The 17683-nt window shown below is 44.1% G+C and carries 17 protein-coding genes and 1 pseudogene; 15 read left to right on the top strand and 3 right to left on the bottom strand.

Features of this window, described 5'->3' with window-relative positions:
• Nucleotides 1-4 precede the first annotated feature (4 nt).
• The 9 genes and pseudogenes from K401_RS0115670 to K401_RS34330 form a co-directional block, all read left to right on the top strand.
• On the top strand, nucleotides 5-1522 hold the full coding sequence (locus K401_RS0115670; protein ID WP_024293831.1) for a response regulator transcription factor: 1518 nt from the start codon (nucleotides 5-7) through the stop codon (nucleotides 1520-1522).
• A 298-nt stretch (nucleotides 1523-1820) separates the two neighbouring features.
• Nucleotides 1821-2291 (top strand): methylated-DNA--[protein]-cysteine S-methyltransferase, encoded by a 471-nt coding sequence (locus tag K401_RS0115675; protein ID WP_024293832.1) that lies wholly within the window; start codon nucleotides 1821-1823, stop codon nucleotides 2289-2291.
• Nucleotides 2278-2955 carry a DNA-3-methyladenine glycosylase family protein gene (locus K401_RS0115680; RefSeq protein ID WP_024293833.1) on the top strand — a complete coding sequence of 226 codons (678 nt, stop codon included), beginning with the start codon at nucleotides 2278-2280 and terminating at the stop codon, nucleotides 2953-2955. The genes K401_RS0115675 and K401_RS0115680 overlap by 14 nt, the downstream gene beginning before the upstream one ends.
• Nucleotides 2949-3515, top strand: coding sequence for a bifunctional transcriptional activator/DNA repair enzyme AdaA (locus K401_RS0115685; RefSeq protein ID WP_029694929.1), 567 nt, complete (start codon nucleotides 2949-2951; stop codon nucleotides 3513-3515). The genes K401_RS0115680 and K401_RS0115685 overlap by 7 nt, the downstream gene beginning before the upstream one ends.
• 140 nt (nucleotides 3516-3655) lie before the next feature.
• A complete protein-coding gene (locus tag K401_RS0115690) occupies nucleotides 3656-4117 on the top strand; it encodes a MarR family winged helix-turn-helix transcriptional regulator (RefSeq protein WP_024293835.1) in 462 nt (153 codons plus the stop codon).
• 4 nt (nucleotides 4118-4121) lie between these two features.
• Nucleotides 4122-4955, top strand: coding sequence for a DUF6544 family protein (locus tag K401_RS0115695; RefSeq protein WP_024293836.1), 834 nt, complete (start codon nucleotides 4122-4124; stop codon nucleotides 4953-4955).
• A 79-nt stretch (nucleotides 4956-5034) separates the two neighbouring features.
• Nucleotides 5035-5178, top strand: a complete 144-nt coding sequence (locus tag K401_RS32910) for a hypothetical protein (RefSeq protein ID WP_156882234.1) — start codon at nucleotides 5035-5037, stop codon at nucleotides 5176-5178.
• Complete coding sequence (locus tag K401_RS0115705) at nucleotides 5175-6809, top strand: recombinase family protein (protein ID WP_024293838.1); 1635 nt, start codon at nucleotides 5175-5177, stop codon at nucleotides 6807-6809. The genes K401_RS32910 and K401_RS0115705 overlap by 4 nt, the downstream gene beginning before the upstream one ends.
• A 12-nt stretch (nucleotides 6810-6821) precedes the next feature.
• Nucleotides 6822-6944: pseudogene (locus K401_RS34330) on the top strand (nucleoside recognition domain-containing protein); the annotation flags it as partial.
• A gap of 238 nt (nucleotides 6945-7182) precedes the next feature.
• On the opposite strand, the gene K401_RS0115715 reads toward K401_RS34330, so the two are convergent.
• From K401_RS0115715 to K401_RS0115730, 3 genes are all read right to left on the bottom strand, one after another.
• Nucleotides 7183-7392 carry a hypothetical protein gene (locus tag K401_RS0115715; RefSeq protein WP_024293840.1) on the bottom strand — a complete coding sequence of 70 codons (210 nt, stop codon included), beginning with the start codon at nucleotides 7390-7392 and terminating at the stop codon, nucleotides 7183-7185.
• Between the two features lie 206 nt (nucleotides 7393-7598).
• Nucleotides 7599-7739, bottom strand: a complete 141-nt coding sequence (locus K401_RS32915; protein ID WP_156945286.1) for a hypothetical protein — start codon at nucleotides 7737-7739, stop codon at nucleotides 7599-7601.
• Nucleotides 7740-8190: 451 nt separating this feature from the next.
• Complete coding sequence (locus tag K401_RS0115730; protein ID WP_024293841.1) at nucleotides 8191-8421, bottom strand: HPr family phosphocarrier protein; 231 nt, start codon at nucleotides 8419-8421, stop codon at nucleotides 8191-8193.
• Nucleotides 8422-8712: 291 nt separating this feature from the next.
• On the opposite strand from K401_RS0115730, the gene K401_RS0115735 reads away from it, so the two are divergent.
• The 6 genes from K401_RS0115735 to K401_RS0115760 all read left to right on the top strand — a co-directional run bounded on the left by K401_RS0115735 (nucleotide 8713) and on the right by K401_RS0115760 (nucleotide 17665).
• Nucleotides 8713-10773, top strand: a complete 2061-nt coding sequence (locus tag K401_RS0115735) for a glycosyl hydrolase 115 family protein (RefSeq protein ID WP_024293842.1) — start codon at nucleotides 8713-8715, stop codon at nucleotides 10771-10773.
• Nucleotides 10774-10992: 219 nt separating this feature from the next.
• Nucleotides 10993-12756 (top strand): sensor histidine kinase, encoded by a 1764-nt coding sequence (locus K401_RS0115740; RefSeq protein WP_024293843.1) that lies wholly within the window; start codon nucleotides 10993-10995, stop codon nucleotides 12754-12756.
• On the top strand, nucleotides 12746-14272 hold the full coding sequence (locus K401_RS0115745; RefSeq protein ID WP_024293844.1) for a response regulator transcription factor: 1527 nt from the start codon (nucleotides 12746-12748) through the stop codon (nucleotides 14270-14272). Before K401_RS0115740 ends, K401_RS0115745 begins: the two co-directional genes overlap by 11 nt.
• Nucleotides 14273-14447: 175 nt before the next feature.
• Nucleotides 14448-15839, top strand: coding sequence for an ABC transporter substrate-binding protein (locus tag K401_RS0115750; RefSeq protein WP_024293845.1), 1392 nt, complete (start codon nucleotides 14448-14450; stop codon nucleotides 15837-15839).
• Between the two features lie 67 nt (nucleotides 15840-15906).
• Nucleotides 15907-16809: a carbohydrate ABC transporter permease gene (locus tag K401_RS0115755; RefSeq protein ID WP_024293846.1), complete on the top strand. Its 903-nt coding sequence runs from the start codon at nucleotides 15907-15909 to the stop codon at nucleotides 16807-16809.
• A 4-nt stretch (nucleotides 16810-16813) separates the two neighbouring features.
• Nucleotides 16814-17665 carry a carbohydrate ABC transporter permease gene (locus tag K401_RS0115760; RefSeq protein ID WP_024293847.1) on the top strand — a complete coding sequence of 284 codons (852 nt, stop codon included), beginning with the start codon at nucleotides 16814-16816 and terminating at the stop codon, nucleotides 17663-17665.
• Nucleotides 17666-17683: the final 18 nt, after the last annotated feature.

Consider the following 17683-nt stretch of genomic DNA (forward strand, 5'->3'; position numbering starts at 1 on the left):
ATCTATGTTGTACAATCTGGTTTTGGTGGATGATGAGGACTGGATTTTAGCGGGGATACAGAACGCCATCAAATGGGAGGAAATAGGATTTCGGATTGTTGGGACATATACCAATGGAAGGGAAGCCGGGGAAGCCATGAAAAACCAGCCGCCTGAGGCCATACTTACTGATATCAAGATGCCCATTCAGGATGGCATTTCCCTGGTGCGGGAACTGAGGGAGGCCGGGTTCAGTCAGATAGAAGTGGTGTTTCTCAGCGGTTATGATGACTTTGAGCTTGCCCAGTCTTCTCTTCGATTAGGAGCGGTGGATTATGTCTTAAAACCCTCTGCTCCGGAACAGATCATAGAAGTATTTATAAGGATCAAGAAACGGCTGGATGAACGGCGGATAAACGATGAGAAACAGAAAGCGGATGCAGAGCTGGTCATGGCTGGAATGAAGGTTTTTAAAGATGCGGTTTATAACAGCATCATGAGCGGAAACAGGTCTTTATATGACAAACTGCTGGAGCTTTACGCGGAGTTTGTGGAACGGGAAAGGGGCTGTTCCTTTTCCGTGGTATCGGTGGCATTAAGGAGTACGGTTGAAGAGCAGCCGCCCTCAGAAGAAGAGGTGCAGGGAATCGCATGCTTAAATGAGCTGGCAAGGGAATTGGAGGAAGTCCGCAAATACAGGCTGCGGCTGCTTGAAAACCAGTTTTCCTTTTCCTTTGTGTTTTCAGGTTCTGATGAGGCGGAGATCGATGCAGCCATGGAAGATTTAAGACGGAAACTCAGAAAACAGACCGGAAAGGAGCTGCTTTGTTCCAAGATCAGGATATATAAGGAGTTTGGCATGATCCGAAAGGCGTACGAAACTTCTCTGGAAAGCCTGTTTTCCCTGGATATGCCCGCCTCAGTCCAGCACTTATACAGAACCCTTGGCAATGATACTGTGTTAAAGGCAGCAGTTGAGGACAGGGATCAGCAGATTGTGCTGTGGAGTTTAAAGAACTGGATGCTGAAGATTGATAAAACCGAAGCAAAGTACCGTCTGAGGCTTATGAAGCGTCTGGTTTACAGCCTGGGAATCTATTTTATGCGCCATGGCATTGCCTCCAGGACCGTGGCTAATCTTTATGAACCCTTAAAAGCAGGAGATTATCAAGGGGGAAAGGAAGCCGTCATATCCTTTGTAAAGTCAGAACTTTTGCAGGAGAGCAGAGGAGGGGGAAAAAACGCCAATCTCTGCAAAGAGGTGTCAAAGTATATCAGTGAAAATTATACAGACGATATTACCTTAAATGAGCTGGCTGACAGGTTTTACATTTCCCCTAATTATCTGGGAACGCTTTTTAAAAAAAATCTGGGCATCGGGGTCAGGGAATATCAGACAACCATACGCCTGGAGCAGGCAGACGCCCTGATTGCCAGCAGAAAGTTCAAATTGTATCAGGTTGCCCAGATGGTAGGGTATCCGAATTATGAATATTTCAGGAAGATTTATTCTAAATACAAGGGAAAGAATCCGTCAGGATAAAAGGGAAAAGAGATATGGGAGAATTTTATCAATGATGCAAAAGGGCCGGAATCCATAGGGATGATGGTCTTTTTGTTTATAAAAATACATTATTTCAGCCCTGTTCTTTTCTGACATTGGTAAGAAGATGGAATTTCCGTTAAATTTGTGCGGAAGAAGGTGGTTTGTTTCAGGATTTTCTTTTAAAACAACCGTGCAGCGTAAAAACTATTTTTATATAAAAATTAAATGGTGCAAAATAGGAAGACACGCGGAACGGTTTCGTATATATTAGGATTATAAGAAGGAGGCGAGTCTTATGAAACATACGGCATTCATTAAAACCACGCTGGGACTGATGGGAATATCTGAAATGAATGGGTTTATCACGGAATTGTTTTTTGCAAAAGATGCCCGTGAACCCTTGGGCGGTCAGAAAACCCCTTTGCTGGAGAAGGCGGAAAAGCAGATCAGAGGATATCTGTCTGGGACGAGCAGGGCATTTGATCTGCCTCTTGCCGTCCAGGGGACGGAATTTCAAAGAGCCGTATGGGAAGCCCTGGGCAGAATTCCATATGGAGAAACGAGAAGTTATAAGCAGGTTGCGGAAATGATCGGGCGCCCGGACGCATCCCGCGCCGTGGGAATGGCAAATTATAAAAATCCGATTTTGATCCTGACACCGTGTCATCGGGTAATCGGCTCAGACGGCAAACTGACAGGTTATGCAGCCGGTTTGGAGGTCAAAGAACAATTATTGGAGCTGGAGCGGACACATGCCGGCCGTTGAGATAAAATTATTTGACTACGGCAGAACGGAAGTGGAGTATCTTTCCTCAGCCGATCCTGTGCTTGGGGCGGCGATGACACGGCTGGGACGGGTAGAACGTCAGGTAATTCCTGATCCGTTTGCAGCGCTGGTGTACGCTGTTATAGGTCAGCTGGTATCTGCAGCCTCCGCCAATACCGTATGGGGCCGTGTACAGGAAAGGCTGGGGGATATCACTGCTGAAAACCTGTCGGCTGTTTCCCCTGATGACATTCAGCGCTGCGGTATGACCATGAAAAAGGCGGTTACCATCTCAGATCTGTCAAAAGATATTTTACAGGGAAAGGTATGGTTTGACGATTTGCGGGAATTGCCGGACCAGGAGGTCATCCGCCGTCTGACGGCCATAAAAGGGGTGGGGCTTTGGACTGCGGAAATGCTGCTCATCAACTGTCTGGAACGTCCCGATGTGGTCAGTTGGGGCGATATGGCCATTCGCCGGGGCATGGAAAAATTATATGGCTTTCCGAAGCTGACAAAGAGCCAGTTTGAGATGTGCAGAGAACGGTATTCCCCCTATGGCTCGGTGGCCTCCATTTATTTGTGGAGACTTCCTTTTTGCGGAGCAGCTGAACTGGAAGGAGAAAATAAAAACAAAGGAAGAGGAGGTATGTCAATATGCTGACAGAAGAGGAGAAGTGGAAGGCGGCTCTGGCCTGTGATGAGGCTTATGACGGCAGCTTCTATTACGGAGTAAAAACTACGGGTATTTTCTGCCGCCCTTCCTGCAAATCCAAAAGTCCTAAACGGGAGAATGTTGAGTTCTTTGATACGGCGGAGCAGGCCCGTGAAAGCGGCCTTCGCCCCTGTAAGCGCTGCCGTCCCGATTTGCTGGAATTTCAGCCGCAGAAAGAGAATGGGGAAAAAATTAAAGCAGTTTATGATCTTTATTTTACTGACCACAGCCGCTTAATGGAGGAATTAAAAAAGCTTGGGCTCAGCAGAAACAGGATCATACAGTTATTCCAGAATCAATATGAAAAGACTCCGGTGGAGTATTTAAACGGCTTACGGGTAAACAAGGCCAGGGAACTCCTTGCCAGTACGCCGGACAATATCTTGCCCATTGCTTTACAAAGCGGCTTTGAGAGCCTTTCGGCCTTTTACACCCAGTTTAAACGGATAACGGGCGTTTCTCCCAATGAATACCGTGAGGGCCTTACACGGAAAAAAGCTGATCAATAACTGTTTGAGGATCTGTTTGCATCAATAATCAAATTGTGGTATCCCATGCATATTGACAAAGGGTAACTGGTTACTTATAATATAGGTAACCAGTTACTGTTTTTTGTTGGTTACTTATATGTTGAAGGGCGGTCATTGAGATGAATGATATGGAAAACAAGGCGTATGTGTTTGGCATGATCTTCTTGCTGTCAAACAAGCTGCAGATTCTTGGAGACAAAATGGATCCTTGCCTGACAGTCAAGCAGTGGTTTTTTCTTGCCGGTGTATTGAGATGCGAAAGCAATACTCCCACGCTTTCTGAATTGGGGGCGAAAATCGGAAGCTCGCGCCAGAATGTTAAGAAAATTGCGTCTCTTCTGGAAAAACAAGGCTTTGTTCTGATGGAGAAGGATCCGGAAGATGGGAGAGTGGTCCGCATCAATCTCACCGATGCCTGCGTTGAATATTTAAAGCAGCGGGAAGAGATGGAGGACCGCTTCATTGAGGAACTGTTTGAGAACTTCAGACCGGAAGACATATCCTTTTTATCTGAAATGTTTCAGCGGCTGGAAGGAAATGTAAATGAGATGGGATTAAAATATGACGAAAGGAAGGCATAGAGGGATGATTGGGATAACGGTAATCATTTTATTGATTTTGGGAATCGTGATATTTTTATTGCTTCCTTTTTCACCGGCCAAAGCCAGTTTTGAACGCATTACGGAGATAAAAACCAAAGGAGCCGATCATACAGCAGAAATCTTTACAGAGGGGGACATAGAGGGATTGCCAAGGCCGGTACAGCAGTATTTCAGGCATTGCGGGTTTCTTGGAACCCCTAAAATGGCATACATGAAGGCTGAATTAAACCATGTGGATTTTGTTATGTCAGATACAAAAACCATAAAAATTGATTATAAACAATATAACCTTATGGAAAAACCGGAACGGTTTGCACTGATTTCCTCCTCCCTGTCAGGTATTCCCTTTGAAGGGCTTGACTCTTATGAAAACGGTAAAGGCAGTATGAGGGGGATGCTTGCAAAGGTCATTCCTTTATTTGACCAACGGGGAGAAAACATGGACCGTGCCTGTCTTGTAACCTGGCTGGCCGAATGCTTAATGGTGCCAGGCGCCGCATTGCAGGACTTCGTAAAATGGGAGCCAATGGATGATACCAACGTGAGAGCAAGCATAACATGGGAAGGGATAAACGCAGAGGGTGTCTTTACTTTTGATGCTTCCGGAAAATTGCTCTCTTTCCGTACCGGAGACAGAGTGGCCGTTGACATGGAGGGAAATGAAACAGAAGCGGACTGGTCGGCTTATTTCCGTGATTATCACTCCGTAAACGGAATCTTACAGCCGAAAGCCATTCAGGCTGTCTGGCATTATGAAAAGGGAGATTGTATTTACTTTAATCAAAATGGATCAGAGATTTCTATCCGGTATCAATGATTGGCTGAGTAACCGGAAAAATCCTCTGAAGTATATGGTACAAACCTGCTGGAATATGATTTTTCAGGAGGTGTATGAGATGGATTTATCAAATCAGGCAGCCTATGAGGAAAAGTATTCCGTTACAAAGGCAGGGCGTATCTTTTCAAAAGAAGAAAGGGTAGAAACGCTGATTCCGGGATTTTTCAAAATACGGTGTAAAACAGGAGCGCTTCCCTTATGACCGGGCCTGGATCTGGCAGCCAGCCGGACCGCTGCAGAGCGGCACTTTACATGCGTCTGTCAAAGGATGATGATGGTGCAGGGGAAAGTTCCAGCATCAGCACCCAGCGCAAAATGCTTCGCTCCTATGCCATGGAAAATGGTTTTGACATATACAGGGAGTATGTGGATGACGGATACAGCGGAACCAATTTTGACCGCCCGGCCTGGAAACAGCTGTTACAGGATATAGAAGAAAAACAGGTGAACTTAGTGATCACCAAGGATTTATCCCGCCTTGGGCGGGATTATATCATGACAGGACAGCTGACGGAAATCTATTTTCCTTCCAGAGGAATCCGCTACATAGCAATCAACGACGGGTATGATTCTGACAGTCCGTGGAGCGATATTGCACCCTTTAAGAACATCATAAACGAAATGTACGCCAGGGATACTTCAAAAAAGATCCGCAGTGCCTTTCAGACTAAAATAAAAGAGGGAGCATTTATCGGGAATTTTGCTCCTTATGGCTATCAGAAGGACCCGGAGGATAAAAACCACCTTCTTGTTGACCCTGTTGCAGCTTCCATTGTAAAGGAAATTTTTCGGCTGGCAGAGGAAGGGGAACCCCCTTCCCGGATCTCCCAGCTTTTAAATCAGAGAAACGTGCTGACTCCGGCCATGTACCGCTGTGCCGGGCGGCCTTACCTCAATCCTGATGTTTATTCCATAAGGAAGGAATGGTCATCAGGCACGGTCTGCAAGCTGTTAAGCAATCCTGTATATATAGGCCACATTGTCCAGGGAAAGACGGTAAAGGTTTCCTTTAAAAGCAGCATGACCCTTCGAAAACCCAGAAAAGAGTGGGTGGTGGTTGAGAATATGCATGAGCCGATCATTTCTCTGGAGGTTTTTGAACGGGTAAGGAGACGGAGTGTTCCCCGTAAAAAGGTTGCGGAAACAGGTTTTGCCAACGTATTCTCCGGGCTTGCCAGGTGCGGGGACTGCGGCAGGAACATGTCCTTCACTGGAGCAGGAGGAAAAAGGGGATCCCCCAAGCTGGTATGCGGAGGGTATAAGCTGTATGGAAAAAGAGAATGCACCAATCATTTCATGGAATACGAGCTTCTTTATAAGGTGATATTGGAAGAAATACGAAGTCTTCTTTCCTTCACGGAAGAGGAAAAGGCAGAAATTGACGCAGTGCTTCGGGAACTTTGCATCCCTGAAGAAATGTCCGGCGAAAAAAAGGCGGAGTCCCAACTCATAAGGAGAGAGAGGGAGCTTGAATGCATGATCGGAAAGCTCTACGAAGACCGGGTAAATGAACGGATCGGGGAAGAACGGTTTTATAAAATGCTGGACTTCTTTGAAAAGGAAGAAAAAGATATCAGGGACAGCCTGGCCCTGCTCCAAAAACCATGCCCTTTGGACCAGAAAGGAGGGTCTGACGCTTCCTGCCTGTTTTCTAAGTTGTTGGGGGAATTAAGCAAGGAAAATGGTCTTTCCTCTGATTTGCTGGGAACGTTCATAGACAGAATTGAGATTTTCCAAAGCTGCGAAGAAGAGAGAAAAGGTAATAAATGCCAGACCATCCGGATCTATTACAGGATTCTGGCTCCGTCAGAAGAAAGGGATGATAGGGCATAAATTTCCGCTGTCATGTGCATGGGGTTTGGATGCAATGCTGCCGGAATTATCGGCTGCCGGATCATCGACTCCCCTAGAGAACGGCTGATTGCCATGATCACAAATAATTTTGTGCCATGCAACGGACGTTTTCCGCAACCATACAAAGGGAAACAAAACTGTTCCTTGGAGCTGACAAGGAAGAAACAGCCAAATTAGCAATACCAGTTTATAGCCTTGACGATTGCGCAGATAGAATGAAAGCTTACCGAAAAAAGAATTTATTACACAGCAGGAACTGGCACGGTTTATGGGAGTAAAACACGTTACGCTTCGCAGCTGGGAACAAAAACAGGTAAAGCCGCCTTATCATATATGGCGGCTTTACAAACACTTATTTGATGATTCCCTCATGCTCCCGTGATTTTAGGTTTTCCAGTATTCTGTCAATAACGGCTATTTTTTCTTTAACCGATAAATTAGAATTACATAACCTACGTTCTATTACTTCTACATGGAATTCATTTATTTTATCCGAGAGGGAGTGAGAATCCATATTGTCAGAAACATGGATTATGATATTTTGAATACAATTCTTTTTCATTCGCTCCCTCCCTCTAAATCAACTAACTTATATCTATGAAAATATCTGTATGTCCTATGACACACTGGGAAACGGTTCTTTTCAGGTAAGTATGTATTTCTTGTAATAAATAAATAGAACCGCTTCCGCAAAGTGCATTGTAGTCTCATCCTGGCTGCGTATTAGGCCAGACGGACTCTCTCTGTCATATCGTTGTCACCTTTTCCTTACACGACCCATTCCACTTCATACTTAGCTGCCATTTCCGGATTCTGTTCAAAGAACTCCTTTGTGAAATTTTCAATTGTTGCAGTACTACCCCAGCACTTGTCCTGCAAAGATACAGAGGCGTCTCTTATTGCATTCATGAAAACCAGTTCCTGTTAATTGACCCGTACGAGACGCCCTGATTTATCATGGAAAGATAGCCATTTTCATGAGACAGCTTCAGGATGCCATCCGCTCCAATTACAGTTTTCTGGAAGTCATTGTGTGATAATTACTATGCATAACAAGATTAAACCTGCTTACAAAAGAAGGCAGGGCATCCTGCGCCATGGTATTTCCACGGACTGTGAATGGAGTAGAGGGAAAGTTTTATGATTTATGGGCAAAAGATCAGGAGTGGGCGCTTTATTATGCGCTAAAATATGAGGCAATTACTTATGCTCCGTCTCATTCGATTTAGATTTGTGATGAGGAATTGAAGAGATAAGAACCTGTTTGACATCATTGTCCCTTTTAACGGTATTGACATTTAACGGGCTCTTTGATTTTTTCTTCTGCGCCTTGCTTTAAAAGGCCGGTATTTGACGACAATCATGAAGCTGGTGCAAACAGCTTATCTAACCGCGGATTACAATAAGCGACGGTATGAAAGACTACTTTCACAGCCTTGAACGAGGCCAGGGAAAGTAGTCCCAGAATTGATTTTGCATCAACAATGCGGCTTCCATATTTGACCTCCACATCAAAATCCAGCTTACTTACCAGATTAACAAACCGGATAATCTGCTGTGTAGTCTGAAACGTTATAAATTTATGTTCCATGATAATTTCCTCCTTTTTGTACGGGTGCTTTTTTCGGTGATAGCTTCCGTTTGACGTTTTTTGAAAAAAAGAATGGATTATACCGGGAGCTTATTTGAAAAAAACAGACTTTATTAGGTTAAATATTGAGAAATGATTGAGTTAACGATCTCCTCCTTCTGGGTCTGGCAGCGGTAATTTGTAAGAAAGTCGTTTTTTTCCAATAATAATATAGGAAAAAGTCATTTGTTTTATAAGAGGGAAGGATTAAAATTAAGATATAAATCTTAAGAGGAAGAGGAGTTTGCAAATATGCAGAAAGATTTTTTTATACTGACCGGTAATGTGATTATAGATACTGAAATTAAAAGTGAACCGGTACGGCGGGCGGTCATGCGGTTCTACAGGGATCTTGCAATGGTATTAGAACCGAAAGAGGAGGGCCTGGAGAAGGATGGTCCGGGAAAAATATATTTGGAAAAAGGAAGCGCTGCAGCAGAAGAATTTCAGATTCATGTGGAAAATAACAGGAAGCTGATTGTTTCGGCCTCGGAGGAGCTGGGCTTTATTTACGCGCTGCTTTATATCAGCGAACACTGCCTGGGAATTCTTCCATTCTGGTTCTGGAATGACCAGAAGTTTGTAAAACAGAAAGGAATCCCGGTTCCATTTATGGAATACCATTCAGAGAAAAGGCCGGTTGCCTACAGAGGCTGGTTTATCAATGATGAGGTTTTAATCAGTCGCTGGGCTGCAAAAGAAAATGCGGAATATCCATGGGAAATGGCATTTGAAGCGCTGCTGCGCTGCGGCGGCAACACGGTAATACCGGGAACAGACAGGAATTCGAAAAAATATGCCGGTTTGGCGGGAGATATGGGGCTGTGGATTACCCAGCATCATGCGGAGCCGCTGGGGGCGGAGATGTTTCTGCGGGCCTATCCGGATAAAAATCCTTCCTACAAAGAGTATCCAGATTTATTCCGAGGACTTTGGGAGGAAGGAATTAAAAGACAGATGAACCATAAGATCATCTGGAATCTTGGTTTTCGGGGTCAGGGAGATGCTCCTTTCTGGGAGAACGATCCCCAATATGACACCCCGGAAAAGAGAGGGCGTCTGATCAGCAGCATCATGCAGGAACAGTATGATATGGTTAAAAAATATGTTGACGATCCCGTTTTTGGCACGAATCTGTATGGAGAAACTATGGAGCTGTACCAGCAGGGCTTCATAGAACTGCCGGAGAATGTTATCATGATCTGGGCCGATAACGGTTACGGGAAAATGGTGTCCAGAAGACAGGGAAACCATAACCCAAGGGTTCCGGCGCTTCCCGGTGAAGGATTGAGAGACAGAAAGCATGGAGTATACTATCATGTGTCTTTCTATGATCTTCAGGCCGCCAATGTGCTCACCATGCTTCCTAATAACATGGAATTTGTAAAAAAAGAGCTTGAAAACGCATACAATTGCGGCATTACAACACTGTGGCTCGTAAACTGCTCTAATATTAAGCCCCATGTTTACCCGCTGGATTTTACTGCCTCTTTATGGAACTCCCTGGAAACAGAACCTGAAACACATCTGGAACAGTACTTGAGAAACTATTACGGAAATGAAGCTTTGGAGGAAATGAAGGACTGCTTTCTAAAATATTTTGAGGCTGCGGTTCCTTATGGGGAGAAGGAGGATGAACACGCAGGCGAACAGTTTTATAATTATGTCACCAGAGTTTTGATCCATCAGTGGATGAAGGATGGAGGAAAAGCGGCCTGTGAGGAACTCCGGTGGTGTGGCCCCGCAGAAAACTTTTCCGCACAGCTTCAGTGGTTTGTATCAAAATGCGAAAACGGGTATCCTGGCTTTAAGAGCCTTCTGGATGTATGCGCCGGTCTGGTCAGCAGACTGAACGATGACAACGGCATGCTCTGGACGGATTCCATTCTTCTTCAGGTAAAAATTCACACGTACTGCCTGGAGGGGGTGACCCATTTTGGCAGGGGATATTCCGCTTATGAAAAGAATGATTATTACAAGGCATTTTACGAAATCGGCCAGGCGGCAGACTGCTTCGGGCAGGCGGATGAGGCCATGAAGGAATGCTCCCACGATAAATGGAACGGGTTTTATGATAATGACTGTCAGACAGACGTAAAGGAGACGGCGTACCTTCTTAAGCTTTTAATGGGATACATAAGGAATCTGGGGGACGGGCCATATTTTTATCAGTGGCAGAGGCAGGTGATCTATCCGGAAAGGGACAGAAAAATTATGCTCCTGTTAAACTATGAGAATCACTTAACGGATGAAGAACTGTACCAGGCAATGAAGGAAAAAGATTCTGGTAAATTTTGTAATAACCTATACTAATGGAAACTAAAATAACCGGCAACAGGTTCCTTTACAGGTTAATCTGTTGCCGGTTATAATATTTTGCCTTATACTGTATATAGTAAAAATGCCGGGGATGATCAGGAGGATTAAGTCGGTATTTTTCATACAGAATACAGGAAAATTACATTCTAATTTTTGGGGAAAAGAATTATACTTGCAAATAAAACGGTACTGTATTAAAAAAGGAGGCGTTCGATGAAAAAATATCGGGGATACTGGTACCGGAAATACAGCGATTTGAAACTGGCCGAAAAAATGATTATCGTTTACGTCATGATGCTGGGGATCTGTTTCCTTATAAGTGTTGTGGCACTACAGGTCAGCTTTAATATATATGATGGGAAATTATATGAAAAATCTCTGCAGGAACTGGATTTTTTTATTCAGGAGGTTAACCGGAGTTTAGATGAGGTGGAGGGAATCTCCTATAATATAGCATTGGATACAAAAATACAGGAACAGCTTTCTAAAATGAAAAGCTTAAAACGTTTTACCGCGGACTATTCTTATGAGGTTTATCAGCTCCGGATGCTGTTTAATAACGAGCTGACGAATTCTAATATGATTTCCAATATGGTATATACGGATGGAGATAAAACACAGTTTGTTGTGGGAATTGCGACCGGAACGATCAGTAAGGAACTGTATAACTCTGTGATGAACAGAATTCATGAAGCGAAAGGGGCCTATGTCGTGCAGCAGCCGATGGCAGAGTACCCATATTTGCTGACAGGACGGGACATCAGAAAACATATTGATGCAAGCTTGGAGTATCTTGGGAGTTTACTGATTACGTGTGATGTATCTGGAATGATTGAGAAGAATATCGACGATCTGGAAGCAGAGAGTTCGGCTCTCTGTGTTTACTCGGATGAGGGCGTGATCTATGAAAACCAGGAGCATATGATGAAGCGGATTCCCAACCTGAAAGATGAAAAAGGATATCAAATTATAAAAGAGAATGGGCAGAGATATTTTGTATGTCATTTAAAATCTTCCAAGACGGGTTGGACCTATGTGAATGTCTTTCCCTATTCAGAAATTTACGGACAGAATCAGAACCTGAGATATCTGATGATCGGAGGGTTTCTGCTGCTGTTTCTTGTCACCGCGCTGATTTTGAAGAAACTTGCGCATATGATTGTGAAACCGTTAGAACATTTAACGGGAAGTATGCAGATCGTGGAAACTGGGGACTTTGACCGGGCAAGAGCGTATTTGGGAACCAGTTCGCAGAAGGATGAGATCGGTCTGATGACTCAGGAATTTAAAGTAACACTGGATAAAATCGATAATCTGATTCATGAAAACTATGAAAAGCAGCTTCTGTTAAAAGATACAAAATACAAGATGCTGCAGGCGCAGATCAATCCGCACTTTCTTTATAACACCTTAAATAGTATTAACTGGATGATCCGAGCCAGAAAAAATGAGGAAGCGGCGGAAATGACGGTGGCGCTGGGCACGATTTTGCGGTCTGCCCTGAACAAACAGCAGTATGTCACCATTGAGGAAGAACTGGACAGTCTGAGAAAATATATGACAATACAGGAGTACAGGTATAGAAAGCGTGTGACTTTTTCTGTAGAATGCGAAGCAGCAGGCCGATACTTAATCCCGCATATGACATTGCAGCCTTTGGTGGAGAACTCTATCTACCATGGAGTCGAAAAGATGCTGATGCCGTGTACGATTTCCGTTACAATAAGAGAAGATGGGGAGCGGATTGCAATAACCGTATCTGATAACGGCCCTGGTATGACAGAGGAAGAACTGAAAGCGGTCCGTTCCTTTACCGCAGAGCCCAAAGGCCACGGCATTGGTTTGAAAAATATTTATGAACGATTAAAAATGGCGTTTGATCAGGTCGCGGGATTTAGTATAAGCAGTGTCTGCGGAAACGGGACTACTGTGACGATCACAATTCCGAAGGTAGAGGTGATGAAAGATGATGATTAAGGTATTGCTGGTAGACGATGAGGATATTGAGCGCGAAGCGATGGCAGAGATTATTCCGTGGAAGAAGTTGGATATGGAACTGGTAGATATGGCATGGAATGGCATTGAAGGACTGGAAAAAATACGGATGCACATTCCGGATATTGTAATTACGGATATCAAAATGCCGGTTATGGACGGAATTCAACTGATCCGAAATACAAAGGAGCTATACCCGGATATACTTTTTGTGGTGCTTTCCGGATACGGGGAATATGAGTACACCAGCAGAGCTATGGAGCTTGGAATCAGGCATTATATTTTAAAGCCCTGTGATGAGGAAAAGATTGTAGAAGTGCTGCAGGGCGTGAAAAAGGAACTGGCCGAGTTGGAGAATAGGAGAAAATCAGAACAGGAATATAAAAGTACCTTTGATCGAATGCTTCCCCGTGTAAAAGAACAGATCCTGGGGATTTTGATCACAAAAAAGGAAGTATCCATGTCTGATGAAATTCTTCTGGAAAAATTTATGGAGGATGTCAAAAATTCATTTGTTTTGCTCGGTATTCAGTCCCCCCAGGAGTGGGATCAGCTGGATCAGTTTGCGTTGACAAACATTTTAACAGAGCTTTTAGGTGTGGAAAATGTCTATATGAGCACTTCCACAAAGAATGAGATGATTTATCTGATTCCGGAAGAAATGGCAGGAAATCTGCGGCCGTTGATCATAAAGGTTCATAAGGAGTATGGAAAATATAAACAGATGAAGCTCCGTTCGGCGATCAGTAGAGCAGGAAGTATGGAGGAAGTCAGCATTCTTTATTCTCAGCTTCAGGAACTGTTCTTTTTTGGGGATCTGGAAGGGAAAATGGAGTTTATAAGCTTTGATCTGCTGGGCGGGACCAAAGAAAATTCCATTATGGTGCTGGATTACGATAGAATAAGGGCAGCGAAGGATTACGCCGAGGTGATTTTTGAGATCTATACTTCCTTTGTAAAGATGGAGATGCAGGGATTTTCAAAAAACAGGATTGCGGATTCCTTTCGTTTCTTCTTGAAAGTTTTCTGTGGAAAAGAAAACATCGATCTAAAAAACGAGAATACCTGGGATTTCCTCCAAGTAGTAATTGATAAATGTGCCGATTACTTGAAATTGTCATTACCAGATACAAAGGATGGATGCCGTATCAAGCATATCCTGTATGGCATATACCAGAATATCAAAAATCCGAACTTGAGCTTACAGTATCTGGCGAAGGAAGTGCTTTTTATGAACGAAGACTATTTTGGCCGTTTTTTTTATCGCTACACCAACGAAAAGTATTCTTCGTTTTTAGTCCGGATTCGTGTGGAGCTGGCAAAACGGCTGATGACTTTTGATCCGGATATCCGGATATCCGAATTAGCCGAGCAGATCGGATATCCTGCAGATGGGCAGTATTTTGCTAAAGTGTTTAAAAAGAACACAGGGATGGTACCGTCTGAATACCGAAAAATATTAACAGTCAATGAAAGTCGGAAAATTACAAATGAATGAAAAAAGAGCGTCTAAGAAAGATAAATCCTTTCAAAGATGCTTTTTTTTAAAGCTGTTTTTGTCGGAATTTTACAGATAGGTAATCTGGAAATTCCATTCTGATCTATATACAAAAACGCTATAATAAGGTTATCAAAACAAACAAAAATCAGGTAAGAAAAGGAGAGTTGTATTTATGAAAAGGTCTTTAAAAAAAATTACGGCTTTGGGTATGGCGGCGGCCATGGCGTTCTCGCTGGCAGGCTGTGGTTCCGGTAAAGGAGGGGAGACAACCGTAAGCGGAGGCAGCACGGCGGCTCCATCAGCAGAAACCTCAAAGACAGAGACACAGGCAAACAGTGCGGAAAGCGCCGGTGAACCGGTTACCTTAAAGATTACATGGTGGGGCGGCCAGGGGCGCCACGATTACACACAGAAGATGCTGGACGCATACACGGCTTCCCATCCAAATGTAACGTTTGAAGCGATGCCGTCAGGCTGGGATGGATATTTCGATAAACTGGCAACCCAGGCAGCTTCCGGTTCCATGCCTGATATTGTACAGATGGACTACCTTTACATCACAACATATGCGAAAAACAATTCACTGGCTGACTTACAGCAGTTTGTGGATGACGGAACCATTGATACATCAAAGATTGACGAAAATCTGCTTAACACAGGGAATATAAATGGAAAATTAAACGGACTGGTGCTCAGCAGCTCTTATTTATCAGTTGGTTATAACCCTGAGGTGTTGGCAGAAGCGGGAGCGGCAGAGCCGGCCAGCAGCTGGACCTGGGACGATTTTATCAAAACAGCCGAAACAGTGAAGGAAAAGACTGGTAAGTACGGAATGGCTGGCGGTCCGGTCGATGATACCAACTTATTTAATTACTGGGTCAGACAGCATGGAGAGAGCCTATTTAGTGAGGATAAGAAGGCAATCGGCTACGCGGATGACAAGCTCTGCTCTGACTTTATAAAAATGTGGGCTGACTTAATGGCAAAGGGCGCAGCACCGAATCCGGATGAGTATGCGGCGATTCAGACTCTGGGTGAGGAAGGAAGACCGGTTGTAACCGGGGAAGGCGCTATGCTGACAGAGTGGAACAACTACGCGACAAAGGTAAGCGGAACCAATGACAAGCTGAAAATGGTGACTCCGCCAATGGTTGCCGGTTCTGGCACCAAGGGACTGTGGATGAAGCCTGGCATGTTCTTCTCGATTGCAGAGACATCCAAGGTTAAGAAGGAAGCAGCTGAATTTATCGACTGGTTTGTCAATTCAGAGGAAGCCAACGATATCATGATGGCGGAAAGAGGAACCCCTGTATCATCCGAGATCCGTGATTACATGGTCGCATCAGGTAAATTATCGGATCAGCAGGCAGCAATGTTTAAGGGCGTGGAAGATGCTCTGGCACTCTGCGGTGAGACACCTGATCCTGATCCTGTGGGCATGTCAGAGGTGAACGAGTCCTTTAAGAACGCGGCTTACAGCGCATTCTACGGACAGGTAACTCCAGAGGAAGCAGCTGCTAAGTTCAGAAAAGACGCGGATGCAATACTTTCACGGAATAACTGATCGTCAGAAGGAGGGGACCATACAACATGGTCCCCTCTGATAATAAAGAGGAGATTGAATTATAATTATGAAAAGTAAAAAGAAAATCAGGCACGCCGACAATGCGGTTGCTTACCTGCTCATGACGCCATGGCTCGTTGGATTTATTGGAATGTGGCTGATTCCGGCGATTATTTCCATCTATTACTCCTTTACGGATTTTAATCTGTTAAATGATCCGAAAATCATCGGATTTGCAAATTATGCTCGTGCTTTTACACAGGACGAAACTTTTGTGCAGGCGCTTAAGGTAACAGTTCTCTATGTTCTGATACTGGTCCCATTGAGACTTGCATTTGCTCTGTTTGTAGCCATGCTTTTAAATAAGAAGCATAAAGGGCTTGGACTTTACAGGACACTCTATTACGTTCCATCCATCATAGGCGGAAGCATTGCAGTTTCTGTCGTGTGGAAACAAATATTCGGAAACAAGGGTGTGGTTATGACTTTACTTTCTGTGTTTGGAATCCATCAGACCACCTCATTTCTGGGTAATCCCAAAACGGCGCTCAGTGTCATTATTCTCATGGGCGTATGGCAGTTTGGTTCCTCTATGCTGATCTTCTTATCCGCATTAAAGCAGATTCCTTTTACTCTGTATGAATCGGCTATGGTGGATGGGGCGAAGCCTTCCTACACATTTTTCAGAATCACGCTTCCGATGCTGACCCCAACGATCTTCTTTAACCTGATTTTGCAGATCATCAACGGATTCCGTGTATTTACAGAAAGCTATGTAATCACCGATGGCGGCCCGTTAGACAGCACGCTGTCCTACGTGCTTTACTTATACCGCAGGGCATTTACCTACTTTGATATGGGCTACAGCTGTGCTCTTGCCTGGATACTGGTGGCAATTATCGCAGTCTTTACCGTGATTATCTTCAAAACGCAGAAGAACTGGGTATATTACGAGTCTGAGGAGGGGTGAGAGAATGGGAATGCATACAAAGAAAAAAATAAATTCGTTTTTGTTTCATGTAGGAGCGTGCGCGCTTGGATTTTTGATGATCTATCCCCTGCTCTGGCTTTTAGCCAGCTCCTTTAAGAGTAATGATACCATGTTTCTGGATACATATTCTCTGATCCCGAAGGTATGGGACATGACCACCAACTATAACAGTGGTTTTTCAGGAATTGGCGGTGTGAAATTTATCACATTTTTTACCAATTCACTGATTGTAACGGTTATTGGTACATTGGGCTGCGTAATTACTTCCCTGCTGGCAGCTTATGCGCTTTCCAGACTTAAATTTAAATTTTCCGGTTTCTGGTTCGGCTGTGTCATGATGACCATGATGATCCCCCCACAGGTTATGGTTGTTCCGCAATATATTATCTTAAAGCAGCTGCATTTAATCAATACGAGAACGGCGCTTGTCCTTCCGTGGATATTTGGAGGCGCATTTTTCATCTTTTTGATGGTCCAGTTCTTTCGTGGAATTCCGAGAGAACTGGATGAGGCGGCGGAAATTGATGGCTGCGGGAAGATAACGACTCTGTTCCGTATCCTCGTACCGGTGGTAAAACCGGCGATCATTACGTCATCCATCTTTGCATTTTACTGGATCTGGCAGGATTTCTTCCAGCCGCTCATCTTTATGAACAGCGTAAACCGCTTTACGATTCCGCTGGCGTTAAATATGTATCTCGATCCGAACTCTTATAATAACTACGGCGGTTTGTTTGCAATGTCCGTGATTTCACTGCTGCCGGTTATTCTGTTCTTTATCATCTTTCAGCGGTATCTGGTGGATGGAATCGCTATGGATGGAATAAAAGGTTAATTAAAAAACGAGCAGGAG

The organism is Lacrimispora indolis DSM 755 (assembly GCF_000526995.1).
Lineage (GTDB): Bacteria > Bacillota > Clostridia > Lachnospirales > Lachnospiraceae > Lacrimispora > Lacrimispora indolis.